At 73.5% G+C, this 23,942-nt stretch carries 23 protein-coding genes and 1 tRNA gene; 9 read left to right on the top strand and 15 right to left on the bottom strand.

Annotated features, from left to right (window positions below):
* Positions 1-264: 264 nt before the first annotated feature.
* Positions 265-2,757, top strand: coding sequence for a SpoIIE family protein phosphatase (locus J5Y04_RS42830; RefSeq protein WP_209411639.1), 2,493 nt, complete (start codon positions 265-267; stop codon positions 2,755-2,757).
* A 10-nt stretch (positions 2,758-2,767) separates the two neighbouring features.
* On the opposite strand, the gene J5Y04_RS10225 is transcribed toward J5Y04_RS42830, so the two are convergent.
* Positions 2,768-4,507, bottom strand: a complete 1,740-nt coding sequence (locus J5Y04_RS10225; protein WP_209411638.1) for an aldehyde dehydrogenase family protein — start codon at positions 4,505-4,507, stop codon at positions 2,768-2,770.
* 207 nt (positions 4,508-4,714) lie between these two features.
* On the opposite strand from J5Y04_RS10225, the gene J5Y04_RS10220 reads away from it, so the two are divergent.
* Both J5Y04_RS10220 and J5Y04_RS10215 read left to right on the top strand, forming a co-directional pair.
* Entirely contained in the window at positions 4,715-5,926 is a 1,212-nt protein-coding gene (locus tag J5Y04_RS10220; protein ID WP_209411637.1) for a CdaR family transcriptional regulator, read from the top strand.
* 156 nt (positions 5,927-6,082) lie between these two features.
* The gene (locus J5Y04_RS10215) at positions 6,083-6,910 is read left to right on the top strand and encodes an alpha/beta fold hydrolase (RefSeq protein ID WP_209411636.1); all 828 of its coding nucleotides are present in this window, start codon (positions 6,083-6,085) and stop codon (positions 6,908-6,910) included.
* A gap of 98 nt (positions 6,911-7,008) precedes the next feature.
* Here J5Y04_RS10215 and J5Y04_RS10210 read toward each other — a convergent pair whose 3' ends face one another.
* Together J5Y04_RS10210 and J5Y04_RS10205 are read right to left on the bottom strand one after the other, a co-directional pair.
* Positions 7,009-7,803: a response regulator transcription factor gene (locus J5Y04_RS10210; protein WP_245204581.1), complete on the bottom strand. Its 795-nt coding sequence runs from the start codon at positions 7,801-7,803 to the stop codon at positions 7,009-7,011.
* Positions 7,800-9,032, bottom strand: a complete 1,233-nt coding sequence (locus tag J5Y04_RS10205; RefSeq protein WP_209411635.1) for a sensor histidine kinase — start codon at positions 9,030-9,032, stop codon at positions 7,800-7,802. The genes J5Y04_RS10210 and J5Y04_RS10205 overlap by 4 nt, the downstream gene beginning before the upstream one ends.
* 181 nt (positions 9,033-9,213) lie before the next feature.
* On the opposite strand from J5Y04_RS10205, the gene J5Y04_RS10200 reads away from it, so the two are divergent.
* Complete coding sequence (locus tag J5Y04_RS10200) at positions 9,214-10,359, top strand: serine hydrolase (RefSeq protein WP_305852829.1); 1,146 nt, start codon at positions 9,214-9,216, stop codon at positions 10,357-10,359.
* Between the two features lie 96 nt (positions 10,360-10,455).
* Here J5Y04_RS10200 and J5Y04_RS10195 read toward each other — a convergent pair whose 3' ends face one another.
* The 6 genes from J5Y04_RS10195 to J5Y04_RS41515 form a co-directional block, all read right to left on the bottom strand.
* The gene (locus tag J5Y04_RS10195; RefSeq protein WP_209411634.1) at positions 10,456-10,896 is read right to left on the bottom strand and encodes a hypothetical protein; all 441 of its coding nucleotides are present in this window, start codon (positions 10,894-10,896) and stop codon (positions 10,456-10,458) included.
* A gap of 238 nt (positions 10,897-11,134) precedes the next feature.
* Positions 11,135-11,218: transfer RNA gene (locus J5Y04_RS10190), tRNA-Leu, on the bottom strand.
* 93 nt (positions 11,219-11,311) lie between these two features.
* Positions 11,312-12,640, bottom strand: coding sequence for a hypothetical protein (locus J5Y04_RS10185; protein WP_209411633.1), 1,329 nt, complete (start codon positions 12,638-12,640; stop codon positions 11,312-11,314).
* Between the two features lie 144 nt (positions 12,641-12,784).
* Entirely contained in the window at positions 12,785-13,258 is a 474-nt protein-coding gene (locus J5Y04_RS10180; RefSeq protein WP_209411632.1) for a hypothetical protein, read from the bottom strand.
* Between the two features lie 93 nt (positions 13,259-13,351).
* Positions 13,352-13,483, bottom strand: coding sequence for a DUF397 domain-containing protein (locus J5Y04_RS43495; protein ID WP_307853036.1), 132 nt, complete (start codon positions 13,481-13,483; stop codon positions 13,352-13,354).
* Positions 13,446-14,393, bottom strand: a complete 948-nt coding sequence (locus J5Y04_RS41515) for a helix-turn-helix transcriptional regulator (RefSeq protein WP_307853035.1) — start codon at positions 14,391-14,393, stop codon at positions 13,446-13,448. Before J5Y04_RS41515 ends, J5Y04_RS43495 begins: the two co-directional genes overlap by 38 nt.
* Before the next feature lie 172 nt (positions 14,394-14,565).
* On the opposite strand from J5Y04_RS41515, the gene J5Y04_RS10170 reads away from it, so the two are divergent.
* The gene (locus J5Y04_RS10170; RefSeq protein WP_209411630.1) at positions 14,566-15,036 is read left to right on the top strand and encodes an ATP-binding protein; all 471 of its coding nucleotides are present in this window, start codon (positions 14,566-14,568) and stop codon (positions 15,034-15,036) included.
* A gap of 251 nt (positions 15,037-15,287) precedes the next feature.
* On the top strand, positions 15,288-17,078 hold the full coding sequence (locus J5Y04_RS10165) for an amidohydrolase (RefSeq protein WP_209411629.1): 1,791 nt from the start codon (positions 15,288-15,290) through the stop codon (positions 17,076-17,078).
* Positions 17,079-17,129: 51 nt separating this feature from the next.
* On the opposite strand, the gene J5Y04_RS10160 is transcribed toward J5Y04_RS10165, so the two are convergent.
* On the bottom strand, positions 17,130-17,561 hold the full coding sequence (locus J5Y04_RS10160; RefSeq protein ID WP_209411854.1) for an Lrp/AsnC family transcriptional regulator: 432 nt from the start codon (positions 17,559-17,561) through the stop codon (positions 17,130-17,132).
* A 90-nt stretch (positions 17,562-17,651) separates the two neighbouring features.
* Here J5Y04_RS10160 and J5Y04_RS10155 point away from each other — a divergent pair, with 90 nt between their 5' ends.
* On the top strand, positions 17,652-18,443 hold the full coding sequence (locus tag J5Y04_RS10155) for an AzlC family ABC transporter permease (protein ID WP_209411628.1): 792 nt from the start codon (positions 17,652-17,654) through the stop codon (positions 18,441-18,443).
* Entirely contained in the window at positions 18,436-18,771 is a 336-nt protein-coding gene (locus tag J5Y04_RS10150) for a branched-chain amino acid transporter permease (RefSeq protein ID WP_209411627.1), read from the top strand. The genes J5Y04_RS10155 and J5Y04_RS10150 overlap by 8 nt, the downstream gene beginning before the upstream one ends.
* A gap of 124 nt (positions 18,772-18,895) precedes the next feature.
* On the opposite strand, the gene J5Y04_RS10145 is transcribed toward J5Y04_RS10150, so the two are convergent.
* The 4 genes from J5Y04_RS10145 to J5Y04_RS10130 form a co-directional block, all read right to left on the bottom strand.
* Positions 18,896-19,390: a cupin domain-containing protein gene (locus J5Y04_RS10145; protein WP_148642611.1), complete on the bottom strand. Its 495-nt coding sequence runs from the start codon at positions 19,388-19,390 to the stop codon at positions 18,896-18,898.
* 113 nt (positions 19,391-19,503) lie between these two features.
* Positions 19,504-20,139, bottom strand: coding sequence for a GNAT family N-acetyltransferase (locus tag J5Y04_RS10140; protein WP_209411626.1), 636 nt, complete (start codon positions 20,137-20,139; stop codon positions 19,504-19,506).
* Between the two features lie 149 nt (positions 20,140-20,288).
* Entirely contained in the window at positions 20,289-20,456 is a 168-nt protein-coding gene (locus tag J5Y04_RS10135; protein ID WP_209411625.1) for a hypothetical protein, read from the bottom strand.
* A gap of 130 nt (positions 20,457-20,586) precedes the next feature.
* Positions 20,587-21,699 carry an FAD-dependent monooxygenase gene (locus tag J5Y04_RS10130; protein ID WP_209411624.1) on the bottom strand — a complete coding sequence of 371 codons (1,113 nt, stop codon included), beginning with the start codon at positions 21,697-21,699 and terminating at the stop codon, positions 20,587-20,589.
* 205 nt (positions 21,700-21,904) lie between these two features.
* Here J5Y04_RS10130 and J5Y04_RS10125 point away from each other — a divergent pair, with 205 nt between their 5' ends.
* Positions 21,905-22,939 (top strand): TetR/AcrR family transcriptional regulator C-terminal domain-containing protein, encoded by a 1,035-nt coding sequence (locus tag J5Y04_RS10125; protein ID WP_209411623.1) that lies wholly within the window; start codon positions 21,905-21,907, stop codon positions 22,937-22,939.
* Here J5Y04_RS10125 and J5Y04_RS10120 read toward each other — a convergent pair.
* On the bottom strand, positions 22,936-23,892 hold the full coding sequence (locus J5Y04_RS10120) for a GlxA family transcriptional regulator (RefSeq protein ID WP_209411622.1): 957 nt from the start codon (positions 23,890-23,892) through the stop codon (positions 22,936-22,938). The genes J5Y04_RS10125 and J5Y04_RS10120 overlap by 4 nt on opposite strands.
* Positions 23,893-23,942: the final 50 nt, after the last annotated feature.

The following is a 23,942-nucleotide window of genomic DNA, read 5'->3' as shown; positions in this document are numbered from 1 at the left end:
GACTGCCTCCAGGTGCATGCCCTGTGCGGGCTTCCCGCCGATCCCGCTTATTAGACGGAGAGTACAATAAGAGCCCCGGGGCGAGAAGCCCCCGCGCATCCGCCGGTACGCGCCCGCCCCGCCCCCGCACCACGCACCCCGCTCGTCACGCATCCGCGCGTGCCCCTGCCCGGCCGAGTCCTGGCGGCCGAGGGATGATGGCGGAGGCGGACGTGAGCGGCCGGTCGACGGCCGACGTGGCGAGAACACATCCGAGGTGCGCACATGGACAGCCGGCGGTTCCCCTTCGTCGACACCGCGGCCGGGGCCCTGCTCGACGCGGACGGCAGGATCATCCGCTGGACGCCGGAGGCCGAGCAGCTGCTCTCCCTGCGCGCCGACCAGGCCTGCGGCCGACGCGTCCGGGAGCTGCTCGCCGATCCGGCCACCTGGCCCGCCCTGCTGGCCGAGCGGACGCCGGACGCCTGGTCCGGCCGGGCCGTGGTGCGCTCGGGGCGGGGCGAGGAGCTGGGGATCGTCTTCCAGGTGCTGCCGCTCGCGGACGGCGGAGAGGGCGCCCCCGCCCCCGCCTCCCGCTACTTCGTCCTCGCCGCCCCCGCCGGCCTGGTCGCCCAGTGGCGCCAGGACCAGGCGTTCACCCGGGAGCTGTTCCTCCAGGACCGCGTCGGCCTCGCCGTCTTCGACGAGCGGCTGCGGCTGATCAGGACCAACACCCACCTGCTCCCCTACACCGGCCTCCCGCCGAACCTGAACGGCCACCGCCTCGGCGACTTCCTCCAGCCCGACGACGCGGCGACGGTCGAACGCCACCTCCACGAGGTGCTGGAGACCGGTCGGCCGCTGGTGCTGACCGAGGAGCTCGTCCGGACGATCGAGAATCCGGGCACCGGTGCGGTGATGGCGGTCTCCGCGTTCCGGCTGCAGGCCCCCGACGGGCACGCGATCGGCGTCACCGCGCTCTTCACCGACGTCACCGAACTCCACCGCTCGGGCGAACGCCTGGCCGTGCTGCACCGGGCCACCGCGGCCGTCGGCGGCTCGCTCTCCGTCACCGGCACCGCCGAGGAGCTCGCCGCCGTCCTCGCGCCCGGGCTGGCCGACCTGGCGGTGGTCGAGGTCGCCGAGGCGGTGTTCACCGGCGAGGAGCCGGTCCCCGACCGGGACGGCCGCCTCTGGCTGCGCCGCACCGCTGTCGCCGCGGGGCCCGGGACCGCCGCCGGCCCGGAGCCCGGGACCGGCTCGCCCGCTGCCGACCCTGTCCACGACGCCGCCACCGACGCCGCCGCGGTCCCCGTCACCGAGTCCGCCACCGCCTCCCCCGCCGCCCTCTCCCCCTCCGCGATGACCGCCCCGCTCCGGGCCCGCGGGGCCCTGCTCGGCCGGGTGACCGTCCGGCGGGCACCCGGCCGCCCGCCGTACGAGCCGGCCGACCTGGACCTGCTGCGCGAGATCGCCGCCCGCGCCGCCCTCGCCCTGGACAACGCGCGTCGCTACACCCGCGAGCGCCGGGCCGCCGTCGGGCTGCAACGCAGCCTGCTGCCGCCGTCGCAGGCGGAGACCGCCGCCGTCAGCGCCTCCAGCGTCTACCTGCCGACCGACACCGCCACCGGCGTCGGCGGCGACTGGTTCGACGTGATCCCGCTCTCCTCCGCCCGGGTCGCGCTGGTCACCGGGGACGTCGTCGGGCACGGGCTGGAGGCCAGCGCCACCATGGGGCGCCTGCGCACCGCCGTCCGCACCCTCGCCGACCTGGACCTGGAGCCGGACGAGCTGCTCGTCCACCTCGACGACCTGGTCTCCCGGCTGCTGGTCGAGGCCGACGAGCCCGGTGGCCAACCCGGAGACCGGGCGAATGGCGGGGCGGACGGCCGGGCGGACGGGCGCCCGGAGGACGAGGGGTGGCCCGCCCCGCGCCGCGCCGTCGCCTCCGGCGCGACCTGCGTGTACGCGGTCTACGACCCGGTGTCCCGGCGGTGCGCGATCGCCTCCGCCGGCCACCCGCCGCCCGCCGTCGCCGCCCCGGACGGCACCGTCGAGTACGTGCCCGTGCAGCCGGGCCCGCCGCTGGGCGTCGGCGGCCTGCCGTTCGAGGTGACGGAGGTCGAACTGGCCCCCGGCAGCATCCTGGCGCTCTACACCGACGGCCTGATCCACGGCCGCGGCGGCGACCTCGACGAGGGCATGGCCGAGCTCCGCCGCCGGCTCGCCCTGCCCGGCGTCACCACCACGCCGCTGCCCGAGCTCGGCCGGGCCCTCGTCGCCGGCCGTCCCGCGGACCTGCGCGGCGACGACGTCACCCTGCTGCTGGCCCGCACCCGCGCGGTGCCGCCCGAAGCCACCGCCGTCTGGCCGGTGGAGCCCGACCCCGCCGCCGTCGCCCTCGTCCGCGAGCGCACGGCGGAGCAGCTGCGCGCCTGGGGGCTGGAGGACCTGGTCTTCACCACCGAGCTGGTGCTCAGCGAGCTGGTCACCAACGCGATCCGCTACGCGGGCGGCCCGGTCGAGGTCCGGCTGATCCTCGCCGAGCGCCTGACCTGCGAGGTCTCCGACCCCAGCGCGACCCAGCCCAGGATGCGCCGCGCCCACCTCACCGACGAGGGCGGCCGCGGCCTCTACCTGGTCGCCCAGCTCACCGACCGCTGGGGCAGCCGCTACACCCGCCACGGAAAGACCATCTGGGCCGAACAGGAACTGCCGCAGTCCCAGCCCCAGACCCAGGAGCCGCAGTCCCAGCCCCAGGAGCCGCAGCCCCAGTAGCCCCCGGCGGTCAGGCCCGGAAGGCCGCCGCGAAGACGCCCGGCATCCGCGCCCACGAGGGCCGCGCCGCGAACCGGGTGAGCCGCCGTCCGGTCAGCGCCGCACTGCGGGCCGTGACGAACCACGGCGGCTTCGGGAAGAGCGCCCACTCGCCACCCGCCACCGACCGCGGGAACGGCCGGAACGGTCCCCGGACGACCGTCCGCTCCGGCCCGTCGATCAGCAGCGCGTTGTGGACGACGCCGATCCCGCTCTGCGCGTCGTCCACCGTGTGTCCGGGGTAGGCGCCCCACGGGGCGGTCGCGGTGAGGAAGCCGAGCGCCGTCCAGGCGTTGACGGCGATCGTGCCGTACCGCAGCGCGGCGAGCGCGTCGTCGAAGGCCGGGCCGAGGCGCCGGAGCGTGGCCGGGTCGACCAGGACGTTGGCGCCGAGGGTGCCGACCAGATCGCGGTTGGCGGTCTCGACCGCCCGGTCGAGGAAGTCGGCGCCCGTCCCGGGCAGGGTGAGCACGCCGAGGACCGGCGCGAAGTACTCGGTGGTCTCCAGCGTCGCCGCATCCCGGCCGTCGCCGAGGTCGACCAGCAGCCGGGATCCCTCGGCGCCCTGCCACTCGGCGCCCGGGTGGCTCGCCGCCGCGTCCGCCAGCCGCTGGGCGCTGCCCGGGTACCAGGCGGGCCGTGCCGGGAGCCGCTCCAGCGCCGTGCGGAGCAGCCGGAGGAAGGTCTCGCGCTGCGGCCAGTCCTCGCCGAGCAGCACCAGCTGCGTGGCGATGCAGTTGTGGCCGCTGTTGTGCAGGCGCTGGGTGGCGATGTGCTCGGCCTGGTAGCGCAGGTCGGCCTCGCTCCACTCGCCGGGGACCACGATGACCGGGGAGACGCCGCCGAGCTCGCTGGTCATCGGCTTGGTGAGGAGCGGCGTCCCGGCGGCCTTGCGCGCCCTGCCCTCCTCCCCCGGCCCGAAGGCCACCACGTCGTGGGTGGCGAGGCTGCCGGTGATGTGGACGTGCGCGACACCGGGGTGGTGGGCGAGGTAGCCGCCGACGTCCCCGCCGCCGGAGACGATGCGCAGCACGCCGTACTCGATCAGCGGGGCGAGCGCGCGCCGGTAGACGGGCTCCAGGTCGCCGAGGACGGGGTTGAGCTTCAGCAGGACGACCCGGTTGTGGGCGATCAGCTCGTACAGCACGTCCAGCGGCGCGATGGAGGTGATGTTGCCGGCGCCGAGGACGAGGCCGACGCCGCCGGTCCGCTGCGGGTCGAGCGCGCCGAGGCCGGCCCGGCGGCGTACCGTCTCCGCGTCCGTGCCGGGCGGCATCCACACCTCGGCGGTGAAGCCGTTCAGCAGCAGCCGGTCGTGGGCGGTGAGCGGCAGGACGGGAACGGTCACCCGCCCGCCGGGCGCCCGGCCGAACCGCGCGCCGTCCAGCGGGCTGCGGCCCGCCGCGACCGCCCGAAGCGAGCGGGCGAGCGCGTCGAGGGAGGTCAGCAGGGCGTACGGGCCGGACATCCACTCCTCACCGGTCAGCGGGGAGTCGTCCGCCAGCAGCTTGATCCGGCTCGCCGTCCGCACCCAGGCCTGTGCCTCGGCCGCGACGGCGGCGTGGACGCGGCCCAGCAGGGCGACCCGCCCGGTGAGCGGGGTCGCCGCCCACCGGCGCTCGCCGTCGGCCAACTCGGCGAGCAGCGCGTCCAGTTCGGGCCTCGCGCCGGGCTCGGCCGGGGCGCTTCCGGCGGGGGTGGCGACGGTCATGTTGGCTCCCTCGTTCGCGTCCGCCCGCGCGGGCGGGCGCCGTGCTGCCCGCCGGGCGGGCCTGGGTGCGGGCACAAGAGTCCCGTGACGGTGCCACGATGGCGCAGGCCCGGCCCGCGGCGCCATGGGCGGGCGCCCCGCGTTGTCCCCAGCCGTACTGTGCGGCGGCACAGTTGAGCCGGCGCCGGCGGCGGGTACGGTGACCGCATGGGCGCCCTGCGAGACACCGCACAGCTCGACGACGTGTTCGCCGAGATCCTCGCCTCGGTCGAGGCTCTCACCGACGAGACCGTCCGCAAGATCGCCGCGGACGAGGCCGGTTACGTCGAGAACCGGCTGCCGCCGGAGCTGCTCCGCACCCTCGTCCGCGCCAACATCGAGGCCGTGCTGCGCGCGGAGTCCGGCGGTCCGGACGGCGGTGACGAGACCGCCCGCTGGACCGGCCGGGTCAAGGCCGAGCACGGCGTGCCGCTGCCGGCGCTGCTGCACGCCTTCCGGCTGGGCGGGCTGGAGATCTGGGAGTGGGCCATCGCCCGCGCCACCACCGGTGCCCAGGCCACCGCGCTGCTGCAGCGGTCCTCGCGCTTCTGGGCCGTGCTGGACCGCTTCTCCACCGCCGCGACCGAGGCCTACCGCCAGGTGGCCGACGACCGGGAGCGCCAGGAGGAGGCGGCCCGCCGGATCATGCTGCTCGGCGTCTTCGAGGGCACGTCGCACGCCACCGGCCTTCCGCGCGCCCTGGGCCTGCCGGACCGCGCGTCGTACCGCGTGGTCGTCGGCGAACTCGGCCCGGACGGCGCGGACCCGCTGCCCGGCGTCGCCACCCGGCTGGCAGCCCTGCACGTGCCGTCCGTGTGGACCACCGAGCTGGGCGAACGGCTCGGCCTGCTCGCCCAGACCGGCGAGTCGGACACCGCGGCCACCCTCCGCGTCCTCGGCCTGGCCGCCGCCAGGGTCGGCGTCAGCCGCCCGTTCACCTCCCCGGCCGGTGCGCCGGAGGCCCTGCGGCAGGCCCGGATCGCCCTGGAGTGCGTGCCCCGGTCCGGCACCGGCGTGCACTGCCACGGCACCGCGCCGATCGACGCCCTGCTCGCCGCCCATCCCGCGTCCGCCGCCGAACTCGGCGCCGACGTCCTCGGTCCCCTGCTCGCCGGCGAGGACGGCGGCGGCGCCCTGCTCGCCACCCTCGACGCCTGGTTCGCCGCCGACGGCTCCACCGCCGAGGCCGCCCGCCGCCTGCACTGCCACCGCAACACCGTCCTCTACCGCCTGTCGAGGATCGCCGAGCTCACCGGCCGCACCCCCACCCGCCCGGTCGACGCCGCCGAGCTCTACGCGGCGCTCCGCGCCCACCGCCTCGGCGCGGCACGGTCGTTCCCGGACCCTTCCGCCACCTCCCCCGCGGAGCCGCGCGGCTGAGGTCCACCCGCGCCCCGCGCGGTTGAAGTCCTCCGGCTCCCCATGCGGTCGAGGTCCCGCCATGCCCCGTGCGGCCGAGGTCCACCCGGGCCCCGGGCGGTTGTCCCGTGCGCAAGTCGGTTGTCCGGCCGACGGGCCGCTGACATGATCAACACCATGCCCACCTTCCCCGCGCCCGACGGCACCCTGCTCTCCTACCGTGTCCACGGGGACGGCGAGCCGCTCGTCTGCCTCCCCGGCGGCCCCACGGACTCCGCCTACCTCAGTGAGCTCGGCGGCCTCTCCGCGCACCGCCGGCTGATCGTGCTGGACCCGCGCGGCACCGGCCGTTCCGCCGTCCCGGCCGACGCCTCGTCCTACCGCTGCGACCGCATGGTCGACGACGTCGAGGCGCTGCGCGCGCACCTGGGGCTCGCACGCTTCGACCTGCTCGCCCACTGCGCGGGCGCCAACCTGGCCGTCCAGTACGTGGCCCGGCACCCGGAGCGCGTCGGCCGGCTCGCCCTGATCACGCCCAGCACCCGGGCGGTCGGCGTCGACGTCACCGGGGAGATGCGGCAGGACGTCGCCCGGCGGCGGGCGGGCGAGCCCTGGTTCCCGGCCGCCTCCGCCGCACTCGGCGCGATCGTCGCGGGCACCGGCAGCGACTGGGAGGCCATCGCCCCCTTCGCCTACGGCCGTTGGGACGCCGCGGCGCAGCAGCACCATGCGACGACGACGCCGGACAACCCGGCGGCGGCCGGCGGTTTCGGGGCGGACGGCGCCTTCGACCCGGAGGCCACCCGTGCGGCGCTCGCCGCTTGGAAGGGCGCGGCACTGGTGCTCGCCGGGGAGTTCGACCTCAACAGCCCGCCGCCGGCGATGGCCGGGGTCGCCGCACTGTTCCCCGACGCCGAGTACGCCGAGCAGCCGGGCGCGGGCCACAACCCCTGGGTGGACGACGCCGACCGCTTCGTCGCCATCACGGCGGCGTTCCTGGGCTGAGGGCCCCGGCCGGCCGCCTCGGGCGGCGTCTCCCGCGGCGCACCGGCGCCCGGACACGCCCCTGGGGCCGGCCGTCCGGCCAGCCGTCCGTTCGTCCGTCAGCCGGCGATCCCCGGCACCACCAGGCCGGACTCGTACGCGATCACCACCGCGTGGGTCCGGTTCTGCGCGCCGAGCTTGAACAGCACGTTCCCGACGTGCGTCTTCACCGTCTCCAGGCTCACCGTGAGCGAGTCCGCGATCTCCGGGTTGGACTGGCCGGTGGCCATCAGCCGCAGCACCTCCTCCTCCCGGACGGTCAGTGCTGCCTTCGGCAGGGCCTCGGCGGAGTCCAGCGGGCGGGCGGAGACCATCCGGCGCAGCGCCGCCGGGAAGAGGATCGCCTCCCCGGCCGCCGCCACCCGCACCGCCTCCGCGACCTCCCGGACCGGCCGCCGCTTCAGCACGAACCCGCTGGCCCCCGCGCTGAGCGCGGCGGTGACGTAGCCGTCGTTCTCGAAGGTGGTGATCACCACGACCTTCGGCGGTTCGGCCGTCCCGGCGAGCAGCTTCCGGGTGGCCTCGATCCCGTTGCACCGCGGCATCCGGACATCCATCAGAACCACGTCCGGCCGCAGCCGCAGCGCCTGCTCGACCGCCTCGACACCGTCGGCGGCCTCCCCGACCACCGCGATCCCCGGCTGTGCCGCGAGCAGCAGGCGCAGACCGCTGCGGGTCACCTCGTCGTCGTCGGCGATCAGGAGCGTGACGGGGGTGACGGAGGTGCCGGGCGTGCCGGGGGCGCCCGCGGTGCCGGCAGGGCCCGCGTCCCGGCCGACGTCCGGGCCCGCGTCAGCGCCCGTGTCAGGACCGGCCTCAGGACCGGCGTCAGGACCGGCGTCAGGGCCCGTCATGCCGACAACCGCACCGGCAGCCGGACCGCCAGCCGCCACCGCTGCGGGCCGTCCGGGCCGACCTCGATCTCACCGTGCAGCAGCCGCACCCGCTCGGCCAGCCCGGTCAGACCGTGCCCGGACGTCGGGAACGCCCCCCGGCCCGCGCCCGCCCCCGCACCGGTCCGGTTGACCACACCGAGTTCCAGGCCGTCCGGCCCGGCCGCCACCCTGACCTCGATCGGACCGCCCGCCCCGTGCCGCAGCGCGTTGGTCAGCCCCTCCTGGAGGATCCGGTACGCCGCCCGCGAGAGCGTCCCCTGCACCTGCGCCAACTCGCCCGACAGCTCCGGCTCCACCACCGCGCCCGCGTGCCGCAGCCGGTCCAGCAGCTCGGGCAGGTCGGCCAGGGTCCGGGCCGGGGCCGTCCCCGCCTCCTCCTCGCGCAGCACGCCCAGCACGTAGTCCAGGTCCTCCAGCGCGGCCCGGGCCGACTCCTCGATGCTGCGCATGGCTGCCCGCGCCGCCGCGGGGTCGGCGGAGAGCACCTCGCCCGCCACCGCGGCCTGGATCGTGGCCGCCGTCAGCGTGTGCCCGATCGAGTCGTGCAACTCGTGGGCCAGCCGGTTGCGTTCGGCCAGCAGCAGTTCCCGCTCGGCCGCCAGCGCGAGCCGTTCGGCCGCCGACGGCCCGAGAAGCCGCGGTGCCAGCCACCGTAGGGCGCTCGCCACCCCCACGCAGACCGCCGCCGCCATCAGCAGGCACCCGAGCGCCATGACCCAGCTCTGCCAGCCGCCCTCCACCCGCACCGACCGGCCGAACAGGCTCAGCCGCACCTCGCCACGGAGCCAGCCCCCCGGGAGGCTCAGGCCCAGGGAGAACAGCAGGCCGCCCAGCAGCGCCCCGGTCCACCCCAGCGCCACGTGCAGCAGCAGCCAGAGGGGGGTCCGCCAGCGGTCGGCCCGGGCTGCCGCGGCCGCCGCCGGGGCCGGCAGCGGCACCCGCAACAGCCTGCGGGCGGACACGACCAGCACCCGCCGCGTGGTGCTGGCCAGCCCGACCGCAGCGGTCAGTGCCGCCCAGACCAGCAGGACGAGGACGAGCTGCGCCCCCTCCGGACCGGACCGCCACATCAGCGCCGGCACGAGCGCGAAGGGCAGCAGCGGAAGGCTCGCCAGTGCGCCGCAGTAGGCGAACAGCACACCCGTGTACGTGGAGCCGCGCAGCAGCGGCCGGAATCCCCTGATCATGATCGCCAGTATGGCCGCGCAGGTCACGGGTGACCTCCCCCGATCGAGGGAGCGGTTTCTCCCGCCTTTCCGCGATGTGCGTCCGGGGCCCCCGGCTCCAGGATCGTGTCCTGCCCGGCCGACGCCGCCGGCTTCCACACGATTCCCCAGGAGTTGACCCATGCGTGAGTGGACGTCCCACATGTCAATCCCCCGGCGCCGGCGGGCCGGCCGGCGACGCGCCGTGGCGGCAGCGGCCGCGGTGGCCGTCGCCGTCATGACGGCGGGCGCCCTGGCGCCGCCCGCCGCGTCCGCCGCCTCCAGGCCGGACACCGTCCAGCAGGGCCTGACCGCGCTGGTGCACGACGACGGCCTGCCCGCCACGCTGGCGAGCGTCCAGGACCACGAAGGCCGGACCCGCACCTACACCGCGGGGGTGGGCGATCTGGCCACCGGCTCCAAGGTGCCCAGGGACGGCCAGGTGCGGATCGGCAGCAACACCAAGACGTTCACCGCGGTCGTCGTGCTGCAGCTGGTCGGTGAGGGCAAGGTCGACCTCGACGCCAAGGTCGACACCTACCTGCCCGGCATCGTCCGGGGGGAGGGGATCGACGGACGGAACATCACCGTCCGCGAGCTCCTCCAGCACACCGCCGGACTTCCCGACTACGAGAGCCTCGTCGACGAGGACATCCGACAGCACCGGTACTTGGAACCCCGCGACCTCCTCGACATCGCGTTCCGGCAGAAGGCCGTCTTCGCCCCCGGGAAGGGCTGGGCCTACAGCAGCACGAACTACGTGGTGGCCGGCCTGATCGCCCAGAAGGTCACCGGCCGGCCGCTCGCCGAGGAGGTGGACCGGCGCATCGTCCAGCGCATCGGGCTGCGGCACACCTACTTCCCCGCCGCCGGTGACATGACCATCCGGGAGGCCCACCCCAAGGGCTACCAGAAGGACTCGGCGGACGCCCCGCTGCGCGACTACACCGAGATCGACCCCTCCGCGGGCTGGGCGGCCGGTCAGATGATCTCCACCACCTCCGACCTCAACCGGTTCTTCAGCGCACTCCTGGCCGGTGAGCTCCTCCCGGCCGCCCAGCTCGCCCAGATGCGCACCACCGTCCCCGTCGGGGACAGCGGCGCCGGATACGGGCTGGGGATCATGAGCAGGCCGTTGTCGTGCGGCGGCGTCTACTGGGGCCACGGCGGCGACATCCCGGGCTACGAGACCCGGGGCGGGGCCACCGACGACGGCCGCGCCGCCAACATCGCGGTGACCAGCATCCCCGACGACTACGCGGTCACCAAGCACCTGGAGAAGGTCGTGGACACGGCCCTCTGCCGCTGAACCACGCGCCGTACGAGGGCCGCTGGAGCGGACGACCGGTCCGCTCCAGCGGTGCCGCCCGCCGTCGGGCCGGCCCCGTCCCTCCCGAGCCGGACGTCACCAGTGCATCAGTGCCAACTCGCCCGCGCCCCAGGCGGAGTAGACGCGCGCCCGCACGAGGTAGCTGCGCCCCCTGAAGAGCTTGACGCCCAGGCGGCCGTTGCCGTCCTGGCCGCTGTCGTCCACGGCGGTGACGTACCGCAGCTCACCGTTGATCCGCTCGAACAGGGCCATCACCACATCGGCGTCCCCGAAGGTGCCGATGACGTACTTGCGGGTCTCGTTCGGTGCGATCGCGAAGTCGGCCTGGCCACCGGTCCGTGTCGGCAGCAGGACGGACTCCTGGGGCGTCAGGACGTGGGGCCGGCCCGCGACCGCCGGGTACCAGGCCAGAACCTCCTCCTTGTCGGTCGCCGACAGCGACAGCGGCTCGCGAATGCCCTGGAGGCCGAGCTGCTTCGGCCGGCGGATCCATCCGGGCGAGATGGCGTACTCCATCCCAGATCTTGCGTGGGTCTCCCCGGCTTCAGCCGGGGAGGGAAACGCATCCTTGGCCCGGAGGCGGGCAGCGCCGGAGCACAGTGCGCATTGTCAGTGGCGTGTGGCAGGTTGACCACAGTGACCGAAGGAGTCGGCCCGGGTGATTCGTGCGGTCAAGCTCCTCCTGCGTAGAAGCACCAAAAGCAATGAGGCCGGTCCATCCGACTTTCGTCGGACCGACCGGCCTCATCAGCTGTGCGCGAGGGGGGAGTTGAACCCCCACGCCCTTTCGGGCACTGGAACCTGAATCCAGCGCGTCTGCCTATTCCGCCACCCGCGCATCTGGGTGATGAGGTAAATCGTAGCCCATCCACGGGGGTGCTCCTGACCAATATCCGGGGCACCCCCGGGGACGGGCGCGTCGCCGCCGGGATCAGCGGGCGATGCGCTCGACGATCCAGTCGATCAGGACGCCGGAGATGTGACTGTGCTCGGTGTTCTCCGTGTCGAACGCGACCTCGTCCAGGTGGCCGCGGTCGAGGTCGGCATCGGTGATGGAGAGCAGCGGGTTGACGTTCCACCGCACCGGGTCGAAGTCCAGCGCCGCCGCACTGACGGCCGGCACGAAGGTGCCGCTGCGGAACTCCTCGCTGATCTTCGCCTTCAGCGCGTCCGCGACCTTGCCGAAGGAGTCCAGGGTGCCGCCGGGCACGTTGTCCAGCGCCGGGACCTCGGTCGTGGTGCTGCGGCGCATCGCCAGACCGAGGTGCATCCCGCCGATCGGCTGCTTCTCACCCCGCTCGGGCTGGAAGCGGGCGGTCGCACTGGCGACCAGGGCCTGCCAGTCGAAGGCGACCTCGCCGGCCGGCAGCGGGAGTCCGACGCCGTCGCGCCGCCCGTTGGAGACGCCGAGCTTGAGCGGGCGCTGGGGGAAGTTCCCGACCCGGGCCAGGTCCTCCAGGAACTCCTTGCGCAACGGGCTGGCGGTGGCCACCGGGCCCGAGTACTTGGAGTTCTCCACCCACGCCCAGAGCAGCTGCTGCGCCGCCTCGCTCCGGATCAGGTCGGCCTGCTTGGCCCCGTCCGGGCCGGCCGGGGTGTAGTCCTCGAAGAAGTACGCCATCTGCTGGAGGATCAGCGGGATCCAGGCGCCGTTGTGCGGGGTGTCGTAGGAGAGGTAGGTGGCGGTCTCGTGGTCGGCCTGCTCGGCCTCCATCTTGGCGAGCGCGTAGCGGGTGATCATGCCGCCCATGCTCACCCCGCCGACGGTCAGCGGGATGTCGCTCTTGCGCTCCTGGATCGTCCGCCGGATCGCGGCGATCGCGACCTCGGCGTTGGCCTGGATGTGGGTGTGCCGCTCGGTGAAGCCGAGCACGATCACGTCCATGCCCTGCCCGAGCAGCTGGTCGAAGAAGCCGGGCTTGCCGTCGTAGGGCATGTTGAAGTAGGCGAACAGCCCGGGGAGGTCGCTCTCGCCGTAGTTGAACCCGTCCGCGAAGATGATCGGGCGGTTGAGGCCGAACTTCGGGTTGGCGAGGTAGACGGCCGCCTTGCCCTCCGCAGCCCGGCCCTTGTAGGGCGCGCCGACGAGATCCCAGGTGTAGTCGGGCTTGCGCCCGCCCGCGCCCGCACCGGCCAGCGGGGCGGTGAACCAGACTCCGGGCTTCAGGGAGTCGGCGAGCTCGACCAGCTCGGCCGACGTGGGCTCCGCGCCGCCCTCCCGGAGGGTGAGGGCAACGTCGATCCGTGGTTCCTGTGCCATGACTACTACCGCCTCTGCCGATACGAAGGGGACTTGTTCGCGCGCAGAGCGAAGGTAGCCCCTCGACTACGGACAGCGCCGGGGGCGCGACGGAGAGTGGTCGAAAATCTCCGCGGACCCGGCCCCGGGGCAGATCGGCACCGGCTAATCGTCCGAGGCGTCGACCCGCTCCAGCGCGCCGGAGTACGCGGCCAGCAGGCGGCGGTAAGCGGTGGAGATCTCGGCGAGCGTCTCAGCACCCGTCACATAGAGGTCGATGAGCGGCAGGAGCGCCTCCGACTCGTCGTCGGGCGTGACGGCGGCCGTGAGCGCCGCCTCCGTCCGGTCGAAGTCGGCGAGCACCGCGTCGAACGGTTCGAGACCCCTTTCGAGTTCGGCGATGTCCTCCTCGATCGCCGCCCTCGGCGCACCCGCCCGGAGCGCGTACCCGGCGTCCAGCTCCGCGCGGCGGACGACGACGTCGGCTCTGGCATCCTCCACGGCCTCACGAAGTCCCCGCGCCTCGGCACCCGCGATGATCAGCAACTCCTCCATCGTCACGGCACGCTGCTGCTGCTGCTGCGGCCGCTCGCGCTCCTGGAGCTCGCGGCGCTTCTTGCGCTTCCTCAGGCCGAACATGCGAACACCCCCGATCAGGCCACACGGTCGGCTGATCATGGCACCTGCCGGGCGACCTGCCAAAAGACCGGCCGCGGCGGGGATGCGGCGCAGCTAGAAGGGAAGTTCACCGGCCTGGACGCCGGCGACGAAGGCCTGCCAGGAGGCGGCGGGGAACACGAGGGTGGGGCCGTCGGGGTCCTTGGAGTCACGCACCGGGACGAGATCGGGGAATCCTGGGGCCACCTCGACGCACTCGCCCCCGTGGTCCGCGCTGTAGCTGCTCTTGCGCCAGATGACCATGTTGAGCTCGGCGTTCTTCATACCGGTACTCCTCCATCGCTTCGGCGATCAGCGCACGAGAGTCGCTCGCCGAGAGTACTTCCCCGCGCACGAGATCATAGTCGCCTCGACACTCGGCCACGATCGACGGAGCATCACTGAAGTGCCCCCGATAGAGGCTCTCCGAGTAGAGCCACTCGACACCATCTGCCATTTGCAGAAGGAACATTGAGGTTGCCGGCAACCTGGTCGCAAGTCCGAAGGAAGCCACCTGAATGCTGACATTGGACCGGCCACCCACCGCAAGAAGGTGCTCCATCTGTGCGCGCATGACGCCCGGCCCTCCAACGACACTTCGAATGGCACTCTCATGGAGGACCGCAAGGAGCAGCGGACCTCCTGGCTCAAGGAAGCGATCCTGCCTGCTCAATCGAGCCGTCACGCGCTCCGCGAGCAACTCGGGCCTGTCGCGCGCCTCACCGAGCCCGAACAGCGAACGCGCATACTCCTCGCACTGCAGCAATCCGTTGATTCGGGCGTACTGGAACACCCTCACCGCCACTGCCTCGGCCTCCAGTCCCACGTACTTCTGGAACCAGTCGGGATGCTCGACCTCCGCATGCCAATCAACCCGCTCGTACAACCGGGTGAGCAGGCCTCCGGTGCCGAGCAGCTTGTCCGCGTCCTCCAGGAACTCGGCCGGGAACTTCCGCCTGCCACCCTCGGACTTGGTGATCACCGTCCGGTCGCAGTGCAGGAGTTTGCCGAGCTCCTCCTGCGTGTAGCCCGCCGCCTCCCTGGCGAACCGCAGCTCCTCACCGAACAGTTCAGCCGAACTGGCGGTCGGTCCCTTGCGGCCCTTCCGATGTGACATCCCCGTCCCCTCTCGTGGCGCGATCTCCCGGCACGCCGAATCGGCCGTCACCGTATCTCCGCACCGCGATGATTGATACCGGAACGCGATCCTTTGCTTGCGCAGCGTGATGCCGTACGCCCCCGCTGCGAGCCGCTTCCGCTCCCCCATCACGCCCGGAGGTTGCCCCGCCATGCCCACGACCCGTACCCACCACCGGCCTCGCGAGTTCGCGGCCCGGTTCGACCCCCGGCCCGCCTCCACGCCGTTCGCGCGGCTGGTGCTCCGCGCCTACCTGGCCGGGATGCCGCAGGGCGAACGGTACGCGGACACCGCCGAGTTGCTGCTCGGCGAGCTGTTCGCCAACGCGGTCCAGCACAGCGACGCTCCGCCGGACCGCCTGGTCGAGGTCCGGTTCGCACTGACCTCCGACCGCCTGCGGATCGAGGTGCACGACGCGGGTACCGGTCGGCCGGCGGTGCGCGAGTCCACCCGGGACGACGAGCGCGGCCGCGGCCTCTTCCTCGTCAACGAGCTTGCCGAGCGCTGGGGTTGCTGCCCGCGTGCGGGTGGAATCGGCAAGTTCGTCTGGGCGCTGGTCGCCCCCACTGCCGGCTTCACCGACGTGGCCTTCGGCCGCACCCGGGACGCCGTGGCCGTCTGATCCCGCCCGGCGCACGCCCCCGGCCCCGCTCGCACCACGTTCCCCCCAAGGTGGGGTTTGGCTCAACAAACCACCCACCGCACGCCGATACCCCGTCCGACGCAAAGTCCCGGGCGGGGTGGCGGCGCTGAGGGCTGCCACCCCGCCCGTTGCTCCGGACCGCTCACACGGGCCACCCTCGGGTTCAGAATCCGGTCACCTTGGGTAGTCGGGACTCCACCGACCGTATCCAGTTGCAAGGGGACCCGACCATGGCCGATCGCCGGCAGACCGCAGCAGAGGCACCAGCGCCCTACGAGGAGGCCGACCTCATCCTCCACGGCGGCGAGATCGTGACCGTCGCCGAGCCGCCCACCGCCGAGGCGGTCGCGGTCAAGGACGGCGTCATCGTCTTCGTCGGCGACCACGCCGAGGCCGTCGACCGCTGGGGCGGCTCCCGGACGAGGGTGCGCGACCTCGGCGGCCGGGCGCTGCTCCCCGGGTTCATCGACGCGCACGGGCACCTCGGCGGCATCGGCCTCCAGGCCACCATCGCCAATCTGCTGGCCGCGCCGGACGGCGACGTCACCACCGTCGCCTCGCTGCAGCAGAAGCTGCGCGACTGGGCGGACTCCGACCTCGGGCAGGAGTCGGAGTGGATCGTCGGGTTCGGCTACGACGACGCGATGCTCGCGGAGAAGGAGCACCCCACCCGGAAGGACCTGGACGAGGTCTCCACCTCCCGGCCGGTGCTGGCGATCCACCAGTCCTTCCACCTGGGGGCGGTCAACAGTCTCGGGCTGGAGCTGCTCGGCTACGACTCGAACCGCAAGGACCCGGAGGGCGGGGTCATCCGCCGGTGGGAGGACGTCATCGCCGAACCCCACGGCGAGCCGAACGGGGTGCTGGAGGAGACGGCCTTCTCCCCCGCCTCGGACGCGGCGCTGGCGGGCCTCCCCCAGGCCGCGCAGCTCGGGCTGTTCGGCAAGGGCGCGGCGTCGGCGGCCGCGTTCGGCTTCACCACCGTCCAGGAGGGCGGGGCCACCCTGACGAATCTGGGCGCGCTGCGCGAGATCGCCGCCGCCGTGCCGTTCGAGATCGACGTCGTCGCCTACGCGCGCGCCGACCAGGCCACGGCCGCCCTGGAGAAGGACCCGGGCACGGACCCGGTCGGCGCGAGCCCGGAGTACGTCAACGGCGTGCGGGCGGCGGGCGTGAAGATGTTCCTCGACGGTTCGCCGCAGGGGCGCACGGCCTGGCTCAGCAAGCCGTACAAGACGCCGCCGGGGAACGAGCCGGACACCTACTGCGGTTACCCGGCCATCAAGGACGACGCCGTCGTCCTCCAGCAGGTGCTCACGGCGTACACCAGGGGCTGGCAGGTGCTCGCGCACGTCAACGGGGACGCGTCGATCGACCAGTTCATCGGCGCGGTCAGGGCCGCCGCCGCGGAGGCCGGACCCGGCGACCGCCGCACGGTCGCGATCCATGCGCAGACCGCCCGCGAGGACCAGATCAACGAGTTCGCGCTGCTCCGGATCATCCCGTCGTTCTTCTCGATGCACACCTTCTACTGGGGCGACTGGTACCGGAAGACCGTGCTCGGCGAGGAGCGGGCCGCCAACATCTCCCCCGCTCGCTGGGCGCTCGACCGGCGGATGGCCTACACCTCGCACCACGACGCCCCGGTGGCGCTGCCCAACTCGATCGCCATCCTGTCCAGCCAGGTCACCCGCCGCACCCGCACCGACAAGGTCGTCCTCGGGCCGGAGCAGTGCGTGTCCGCCCTGGACGCCGTCCGCTCGATCACCATCAACGCCGCCCACCAGTACGACGAGCAGGACCGCAAGGGCAGCATCGAGGTCGGCAAGCTCGCCGATCTGGTGATCCTCAGCGCCAACCCGGTGACGGTCGACCCGGAGGAGATCCAGCACATCAAGGTCGCCGAGACCCTCAAGGCCGGCCGGACCGTCCACCCCGCGGTCGCCCCGCGCACCGTCGGTCCCGCGCCCACGCCGGACCGGACCCCGCCGCTCGACCACGACTGGCACTGCAGCTGCTGAGCCCTTCGGCGGGGGTCGCGGCACCGGGGGCCGCGACCCCGCCCCGGGGCCTCAGTCGTCGGTCTTGATCTTCTTCATGGTCAGGTGGGAGTCGACCCGCGCCACCGCCGGCAGGCCCATGAGCTTCCCGGTCAGGAAGGTCTCGTAGGTCGCGTGGTCCGCGACCGCGACGCGGACGAAGTAGTCGGGGCGGCCGAACAGCCGGCGGAACTCGACCACCTCCTCGTAGGAGGCCACCGTCGTCTCGAACTCCTCCACCGTCTGGAGGTCGTTGACGCCGATCTCGACCGCGACCACCACCTCGAAGCCGCGCCCGGCGGCCGCCGGGTCGATCCGGGCCCGGTAGCCCGCGATGATCCCCGCCTCCTCCAGCCGCTTGACCCGGCGCAGGCAGGGCGGCGGCGTCAGGCCGACCCGCCTGGCCAGCTCCACGTTGGTCAGCCGACCGTCCTGGCGCAGATGGAACAAGATTTCACGATCGATGGGGTCGAGTGTTTCTTTATTGCTCACAGGGCGACTCCAAGGCAATGATTGGAAACCATATTACGGGCAATTCGCCCTAGAATTTCCTGCATGGCTTCCGCTCCCGTCGGGACGCTCCCGCGCCTCGATTCCCCTCCCCCGCCCGCCGTCCTCGGTCCCGCCCCCGTCTCCACGCCTACGGCCCGGACCGACCTGTTCGCGGCGGTGCGGGACTCCAGCTCGGTGGGCCTGGGGCTCTTCCCGCTCGGCATCGCGTTCGGCGTGCTGGTCGTCCACGCGGGCCTGGACTGGTGGTGGGCCACGGCGTTCTCGGCCCTGGTGTACGCCGGGTCGCTGGAATTCCTGCTCGTGGGGCTCGTCGTCGCCGTCACCCCGCTCGCGCAGATCGCGCTGACCGCGTTCCTGGTGAACTTCCGGCACGTGTTCTACGCGCTGTCCTTCCCCCTGCACCGGGTGAACGGCCGCCTCGGCAAGGCGTACAGCACCTTCGGCATGACGGACGAGGCCTACGCGCTGACCACCGGCGCCGGCGCCCGGTCCTGGAGCGGCCGGCGGATCATCTGGCTCCAGGTGCTGTGCCAGGCCTACTGGGTGGTCGGCGCCACGGCCGGCGCGCTGTTCGGCGCGCTCGTGCCGGCCCGGCTGGTCGGGCTGGACTTCGCGCTCACCGCGCTGTTCGTCGTCCTGACCGTCGACGCCTACCGCGCCCGCCGGGACATCCCCACCCCGGTCCTGGCCCTGGTCTGCGCGCTCGCGGCGCGCTTCACCCTCCCCGACCAGATGCTGCTCGCCGCCACCGGGCTGTTCACCACCGGACTGCTGGCCCGTTACGCCGTCGCGAAGCACCGCACGCCCGCCACGAAGGAGCCGGCCCGTGCCTGACACGCCCTACCTGCTCGCCGCCATCGGCGTCTCGACCGCCGTCACCTGGGGGCTGCGCGCCGTCCCCTTCGCCGCTCTCGCCCCGCTGCGGGCCAGCGCCGTGCTCCACCACCTGAGCGCCCGCATGCCGGTCGGCGTGATGGTGATCCTCACCGTCTACTCCCTGCGCGACCTCCCCCTCACCAGCCCGCCCCACGCCGCGCCCACGGTCCTCGCCCTGGCCGCCACGCTCGGCCTGCACCTGTGGCGGCGCAACGCCGTGCTGAGCATCCTCGGCGGCACCGCCGTGCACGTCGGCCTCGCGAGCACGGTCTTCGCCCACCCCTGAGCACCCCGACCGCCCTGACCGCCCCGGCCACCCCCGACGGCCGCTCCGCAGGCCGGCCCGACTGCAGGCCGGGCCCCGGCGGCCGGTCGGCCGGGGCCCGGCCTGCGGATACCGCCCGGGCGCCCTACTTCGCCGCCTCCAGCGCCGCGCGCCAGACCGGGCTGTCCACGTAGTGGTTGTCGTACAGCTCGGAGGAGTCCTTGATCTCCTGCGGGCTGGCCTCGCCGCGCATCACCCGGCCCAGCAGGCGCAGGTAGTCGAAGCGCGGCATGCCGGGGGTGAAGGTGAACAGCACATCGGCCTCGGAGCCCGGGGCCGCCGCGAAGGCGTGCGGGGTGTGCGGCGGGACGAGCAGGAAGTCGCCCTCGTTCAGCACCTTCACCTCGTCGTCCACCAGCACCTGGAGCGAGCCGCCGATGACGAAGAACAGCTCCGAGGCCCGGGTGTGGAAGTGGGCCGGGGCCCCGACCGCGCCCTTGGCGAAGGACGAGCGGTAGCTGGTGATCGGGCTGCCGTCGGTGCCGCAGTCCGCCAGCAGGGTCATCGTGCTGCTCGGGTCACTGGTGGTCTCGGCCTCGGAGGCGCGGGTCAGGACGGGCTTCAGCGTGTTGGTGCTCATGTTGGTCTCCCCTGGTCATCGGCCGTTCCGGCGTTCCCTCCCGGCCTTGTGTTCATCACTCTATGCTTGCGAAAGACCACTCATCTGGTTCATTTCTGAAGAAGAATCATGGGTCAATTCGCCTGGGTCGCCGGCCGTCCGCCGAGGCGCAGCTCCAGCGCGGCGCGGCGGTCCGGCCACTCCTCGGCGGTGATCGAGAAGATCGCGGAGTCACGGAGGCGGCCCTCCTCGCCCGGGACCCAGGAGCGCGCCCAGTTCCGCAGGACGCCCTCGAAGCGGGCCCCGGTCGCCTCGATCGCGGCACGGGAGCGGTCGTTGCGGGCATCGGTCTTCAGGTCGACGCGGCCCACGCCCCACTCCTCGAAGGCGTGCCGGAACAGCAGGTACTTGGCCTCGCGGTTGATCCCGGTGCGCTGCGCCGAGGCGGCGAGCCAGGTGTAGCCGATCTCGACCGCGAAGAGCCGGCCGTCGTCCGGGAGTCGGCGCGGATCCAGGTAGGCGGTGGCGCCCACGACCCGGCCCGACGCCCGGTCCACCTGCGCGTACGGAGCGACCTCCCCCGCCGCGGCGCGGGCCAGCTGGGCGTCGATGTAGCCACGGATCTCCGCGGCCCTCGGCACCCAGGTGAAGCCGTAGGAGCCGCGCTCCTCCTCGGCCGCGCCGGCCAGGCCGGCCTCGTGCCGGTGCTCCAGCGGTTCCAGGCGCACCGACGCGCCCTCCAGCACCGGTCCTTCGAGCTTCCCGTCCACCGTTCACCACTCCTTGCCCGTGCGCCACTCGGCCACCGGCCCGGTAGCGTCCCAGAACCCGCACCGGGCTGTCGCGCGGTTTTGCCGCGTCGGCCCGCCCCGTCGTCCCGTGCGCCCGCCACGGCCCCCCGCCGGTGCGGCGATCGCCGTCAGCCGAGGCCGGCGAGGAATGCGCGGACGGCCTTCCCGAATCCGGCCGGGTCGCCGTCGTGGGCGAAGTGGTCGGTGTCGAAGTGGTCGGTGTCGAGGACCACGGGCCGGGTGCGGGGGCGGCGCTCCGCCATCGCCCCGGCCTGGCCGGCGTCCAGGCAGGGCATGCGGTTGCCGGCCACCAGGAGGGCGGGGCAGTCGGTGGCGGGCCAGTCGGTCGGCCCAGCGGTCGCCGTGGACGAGGGTCTCGGAGTCGACGATCTCGTATCAGGAGCGGCGCAGCCCGGCGAGTCCGGTTCAGCGGTCCAGCTCGATGGCGTTCTTGGCCCGCTCGACGGACTCCTCCGCCGCCGGGCCGCCGGGGTTCTCGGTGGCGAGTGCCTGGTTGAGGGCGACGAAGGGGCGCATCCGCTCCTCGTAGCGCTCGTACGCCGCGCGGTGACCCTCCCCCGCGGCCCGGGCGCGGCCGAGTTCGTCGGCCAGCAGGTAGGCGCCGACCAGGGCGAGGCTCGTGCCCTGGCCGGAGAGCGGCGAGGCGCAGTAGCCGGCGTCGCCGAGCAGGACGGTGCGGCCGGCGGACCAGTGGTCGAGGTGGATCTGGGCCATCGCGTCGGCGTAGAAGTCGGGGGCGTCGTGGAGCGCGGCCAGCATCCGGGGGGTCTCCCAGCGCAGCGCCGCCATCCGCTCGGCGACCAGCTGCCTGGTCCGCTCGGTGTCCCGGACGACGGGGTCCTGGTTCTCGTAGCCGAAGACGACCCGCAGCTCGCTGTTGCCGCGCACCGGGTAGATGCCGTAGCCGGCGTCACCGTCACGGAGCCAGACCTGCCAGTCCTCCAGGCCGAGGAAGTTGTCGGCGCTGAAGATGGCGAGGTGGGTGCCGAGGTGGTGCAGGAACTGCTCCTCCGGGCCGAAGGCCAGCTTGCGGACCCGGGAGTGCAGGCCGTCGGCGCCGACCACCAGGTCGAAGGTGCGGGGCTGTCCGTTCGCGAAGGTGACGTGGACGCCGTGCTCGTCCTCGCGGAGGGCGGTGACGGTGTCGCCGTGGATGAACTCGACGTCCCCGGCGGTGTGTTCGTGCAGGATCGCGACGAGGTCCTCGCGCAGCAGCTCGACGTCGTCGCTGTCGAGCCGGCCGCTGCTGAAGGTCTCCTCGGTGGAGCGGTGCACCTCGTTGCCGTCGGGGTCGAGGACGGACATGCCGCGCATCCGGGTGCGGACGGCGCGGACCCGCCCGGTCAGGCCCATCCGCTCGATCACGCCGAGGGCGACGCCCCGGATGTCGACCGCCTGGCCGCCGCTGCGCGGGGCGGGGGCGAGCTCGACGACGGTCGGGGCGAAGCCCTGGCGGTGCAGCCAGAAGGCGAGTGCGTTGCCGGCGATGCCGCCGCCGGAGATGAGGACGGTCTTCATGAGGAGCTCCCCCGCTGTTGTGTCTGTACGCTGTAAGCGCTCTGAATGTACGACGTAAATTCAGCCCCCCGCAAGGCCCCCACCAGCACCGTGAGGCCCCATCTGACCTAGTACAGAAGGCTCGTGACAGGCATCCGCGCTGGTAGGGTCTGAGCTAGTACAGGGCAGACGGCGGCGAAAAATATCTTCCGAGGAGTTCGGCAGCATGGCACCGGAGACAGACCCGCCCTTCCAGCGCATCGCCGCCGAGCTGCGACGGCGGATCACCACCGGGGAGCTGGCCCCCGGCGAGCGCGTGCCCTCGACCCGGCGGATCGCCCGGGACTGGGGCGTCGCCCTGGCCACCGCCACCAAGGCGCTCACCGTGCTGCGCCTGGAGGGCCTGGTGGAGGCACTCCCGCGGGTCGGCACCGTCGTGGCGGGCGCAGCCCCGGCCGCAAGCACCCTCACCACAAGCACCCCCGCCGCAAGCGCCCCCCGGGTCACGGCTCCGGCTCCTGCCCCGGCTTCCACCCGGCCGACCCGACCGGCCCGACCCGTCGCCGCCGACGGCGAGTTGAGCCAGGAGCGGATCGTCCGGGCGGCCCTGGAACTGGCCGATGCCGAGGGGCTGGCCGCGCTCTCGATGCGCGCCGTGGCGGCCCGGCTCGGGGTCTCCGCGATGTCCCCCTACCGCTACGTCACCAGCAAGGAGGAACTGGTCCTGCTGACGGCCGACGCGGCCTTCGGCGACTGCGCCTACCCCGACGAGCCGCCCGCCGGCTGGCGCGCCCGGCTGGAGCTCGGCGCCCGGACGCTCTGGTCGGTGTTCCGCCGCCACCCCTGGCTGGCCCAGCTCAGCCCGGTCACCCGGCCGCTGCTGCTGCCCAACCTGATGACGCACGCCGAATGGGCGCTCTCCGCGCTGGACGGCCACGGCCTCTCCACGCCGGACGTGCTGCACGCCCACGTGCTGCTGTACAGCTACACCGAGGGCATCGCCGTCAACCTGGAGCGCGAGGCCCAGGCCCGGGCCGCCACCGGCGTCGACGAGGAGCAGTGGATGGACGGACAGCTCCCCGCCCTGGGCGCGCTCGCCGACTCGGGCCGGTTCCCCGTGTTCAGCCGGCTGCTGGCGGAGGTGGCGGACGGCTACGACATGGACCTGGACGCCCTCTTCGAGTTCGGCCTGGCCAACCTGCTGGACGGCCTGGCCCCGCGCCTGGGGCAGGCCGGTCCGCCGGGCGGGGCGGTCCGCTAACCCGCCGCCCGCCCCCGGAAGGTGCGCCGGTACTCACGCGGAGACACTCCCACCCGGGAGACGAAGGCGGGCCGCAGCGACACCGCCGAGCCGAAGCCGCAGCGGACGGCGACGGTGTCCACCGGCAGTTCCGTCTCCTCCAACAGGCGTTGGGCCGCCAGCACACGCTGCTCCAGCAGCCAGCGCAGCGGCGTCGTACCGGTCGCCTCCACGAAACGGCGGGCGAAGGAGCGTTCCGACATCAGCGCGAGCCCGGCCATCCGGCGGACCGTCCACGGGGTGTCCAGCGAGGCCAGGATCCCGGCGCGGGCGCCCGCCAGCGGGTCGTCCACGGCGTCGTCCGGGACCGGGGACGGGATGAACTGCGCCTGGCCGCCGGTCCGGAAGGGCGCGGTGACCATGGCGCGGGCGATGGTGGCGGCGGCCTGCTGGCCGTGGGCGGCACGGACCAGGTGCAGGCAGAGGTCGATGCCCGCCGCCACCCCGGCGGACGTCCAGAGGTCCCCCTCGCCGGTGAACAGGACCTCCGGGCGGACGTCCACCTCCGGGAAGCGGCGGGCCAGTTCGTCGGCGAGAGCCCAGTGCGTGGTGGCGGTGCGGCCGTCCAGCAGACCGGCCTCGGCGAGGACGAACGCGCCCGCGCAGAGCGAGGCGATGGTCACGCCATGCTCATGGGCGGCGCGCAGCGCGGCCGGCACGGCCGGGTCGCGCGGCTCGTTCATCTCCATCCCCGGCACGATGATCAGGTCGCACTCCAGCAGCGCGTCGAGCCCGAAGTCCGGCACCCGCTCCAGCCCGCCGCCGAGCCGCACCCGCGTCCCCTCCGCACCGCAGACCCGCAGCTCGAAGCCGGGAAGTCCGGACCGGGTGAGCCGGTTCGACCACACCTCCCCGATCACCGCGTAGTCGAACGCCCGGACACCGTCGAAGATCAGGCAACCCACAATCCGCATGGCAGAAAACTATCGATGGGTGGCGCCGGCGCCCATCACGCAGGGTGCCC

It is taken from the genome of Kitasatospora sp. RG8 (genome assembly GCF_017813315.1).
Classification (GTDB): domain Bacteria; phylum Actinomycetota; class Actinomycetes; order Streptomycetales; family Streptomycetaceae; genus Kitasatospora.
The sequence above is the reverse complement of the archived record's forward strand: the minus strand, read 5'-3'. Positions and strand labels throughout refer to the sequence as shown.

Bases quoted from the DNA above. Each gene is read 5' to 3' on its own strand.
- J5Y04_RS10120 (WP_209411622.1), bottom strand. From the start codon at position 23,892: ATGCGGATTGTGGGTTGCCTGATCTTCGACGGTGTCCGGGCGTTCGAC.
- J5Y04_RS42830 (WP_209411639.1), top strand. From the start codon at position 265: ATGGACAGCCGGCGGTTCCCCTTCGTCGACACCGCGGCCGGGGCCCTG.
- J5Y04_RS10200 (WP_305852829.1), top strand. From the start codon at position 9,214: ATGTCAATCCCCCGGCGCCGGCGGGCCGGCCGGCGACGCGCCGTGGCG.
- J5Y04_RS10205 (WP_209411635.1), bottom strand. From the start codon at position 9,032: ATGATCAGGGGATTCCGGCCGCTGCTGCGCGGCTCCACGTACACGGGT.
- J5Y04_RS10170 (WP_209411630.1), top strand. From the start codon at position 14,566: ATGCCCACGACCCGTACCCACCACCGGCCTCGCGAGTTCGCGGCCCGG.
- J5Y04_RS10145 (WP_148642611.1), bottom strand. From the start codon at position 19,390: ATGAGCACCAACACGCTGAAGCCCGTCCTGACCCGCGCCTCCGAGGCC.
- J5Y04_RS10155 (WP_209411628.1), top strand. From the start codon at position 17,652: ATGGCTTCCGCTCCCGTCGGGACGCTCCCGCGCCTCGATTCCCCTCCC.
- J5Y04_RS10130 (WP_209411624.1), bottom strand. From the start codon at position 21,699: ATGAAGACCGTCCTCATCTCCGGCGGCGGCATCGCCGGCAACGCACTC.
- J5Y04_RS10210 (WP_245204581.1), bottom strand. From the start codon at position 7,803: ATGACGGGCCCTGACGCCGGTCCTGACGCCGGTCCTGAGGCCGGTCCT.
- J5Y04_RS10215 (WP_209411636.1), top strand. From the start codon at position 6,083: ATGCCCACCTTCCCCGCGCCCGACGGCACCCTGCTCTCCTACCGTGTC.
- J5Y04_RS10165 (WP_209411629.1), top strand. From the start codon at position 15,288: ATGGCCGATCGCCGGCAGACCGCAGCAGAGGCACCAGCGCCCTACGAG.
- J5Y04_RS10135 (WP_209411625.1), bottom strand. From the start codon at position 20,456: ATGCCCTGCCTGGACGCCGGCCAGGCCGGGGCGATGGCGGAGCGCCGC.
- J5Y04_RS10225 (WP_209411638.1), bottom strand. From the start codon at position 4,507: ATGACCGTCGCCACCCCCGCCGGAAGCGCCCCGGCCGAGCCCGGCGCG.
- J5Y04_RS10195 (WP_209411634.1), bottom strand. From the start codon at position 10,896: ATGGAGTACGCCATCTCGCCCGGATGGATCCGCCGGCCGAAGCAGCTC.
- J5Y04_RS10185 (WP_209411633.1), bottom strand. From the start codon at position 12,640: ATGGCACAGGAACCACGGATCGACGTTGCCCTCACCCTCCGGGAGGGC.
- J5Y04_RS10180 (WP_209411632.1), bottom strand. From the start codon at position 13,258: ATGTTCGGCCTGAGGAAGCGCAAGAAGCGCCGCGAGCTCCAGGAGCGC.
- J5Y04_RS10220 (WP_209411637.1), top strand. From the start codon at position 4,715: ATGGGCGCCCTGCGAGACACCGCACAGCTCGACGACGTGTTCGCCGAG.
- J5Y04_RS10125 (WP_209411623.1), top strand. From the start codon at position 21,905: ATGGCACCGGAGACAGACCCGCCCTTCCAGCGCATCGCCGCCGAGCTG.
- J5Y04_RS41515 (WP_307853035.1), bottom strand. From the start codon at position 14,393: ATGTCACATCGGAAGGGCCGCAAGGGACCGACCGCCAGTTCGGCTGAA.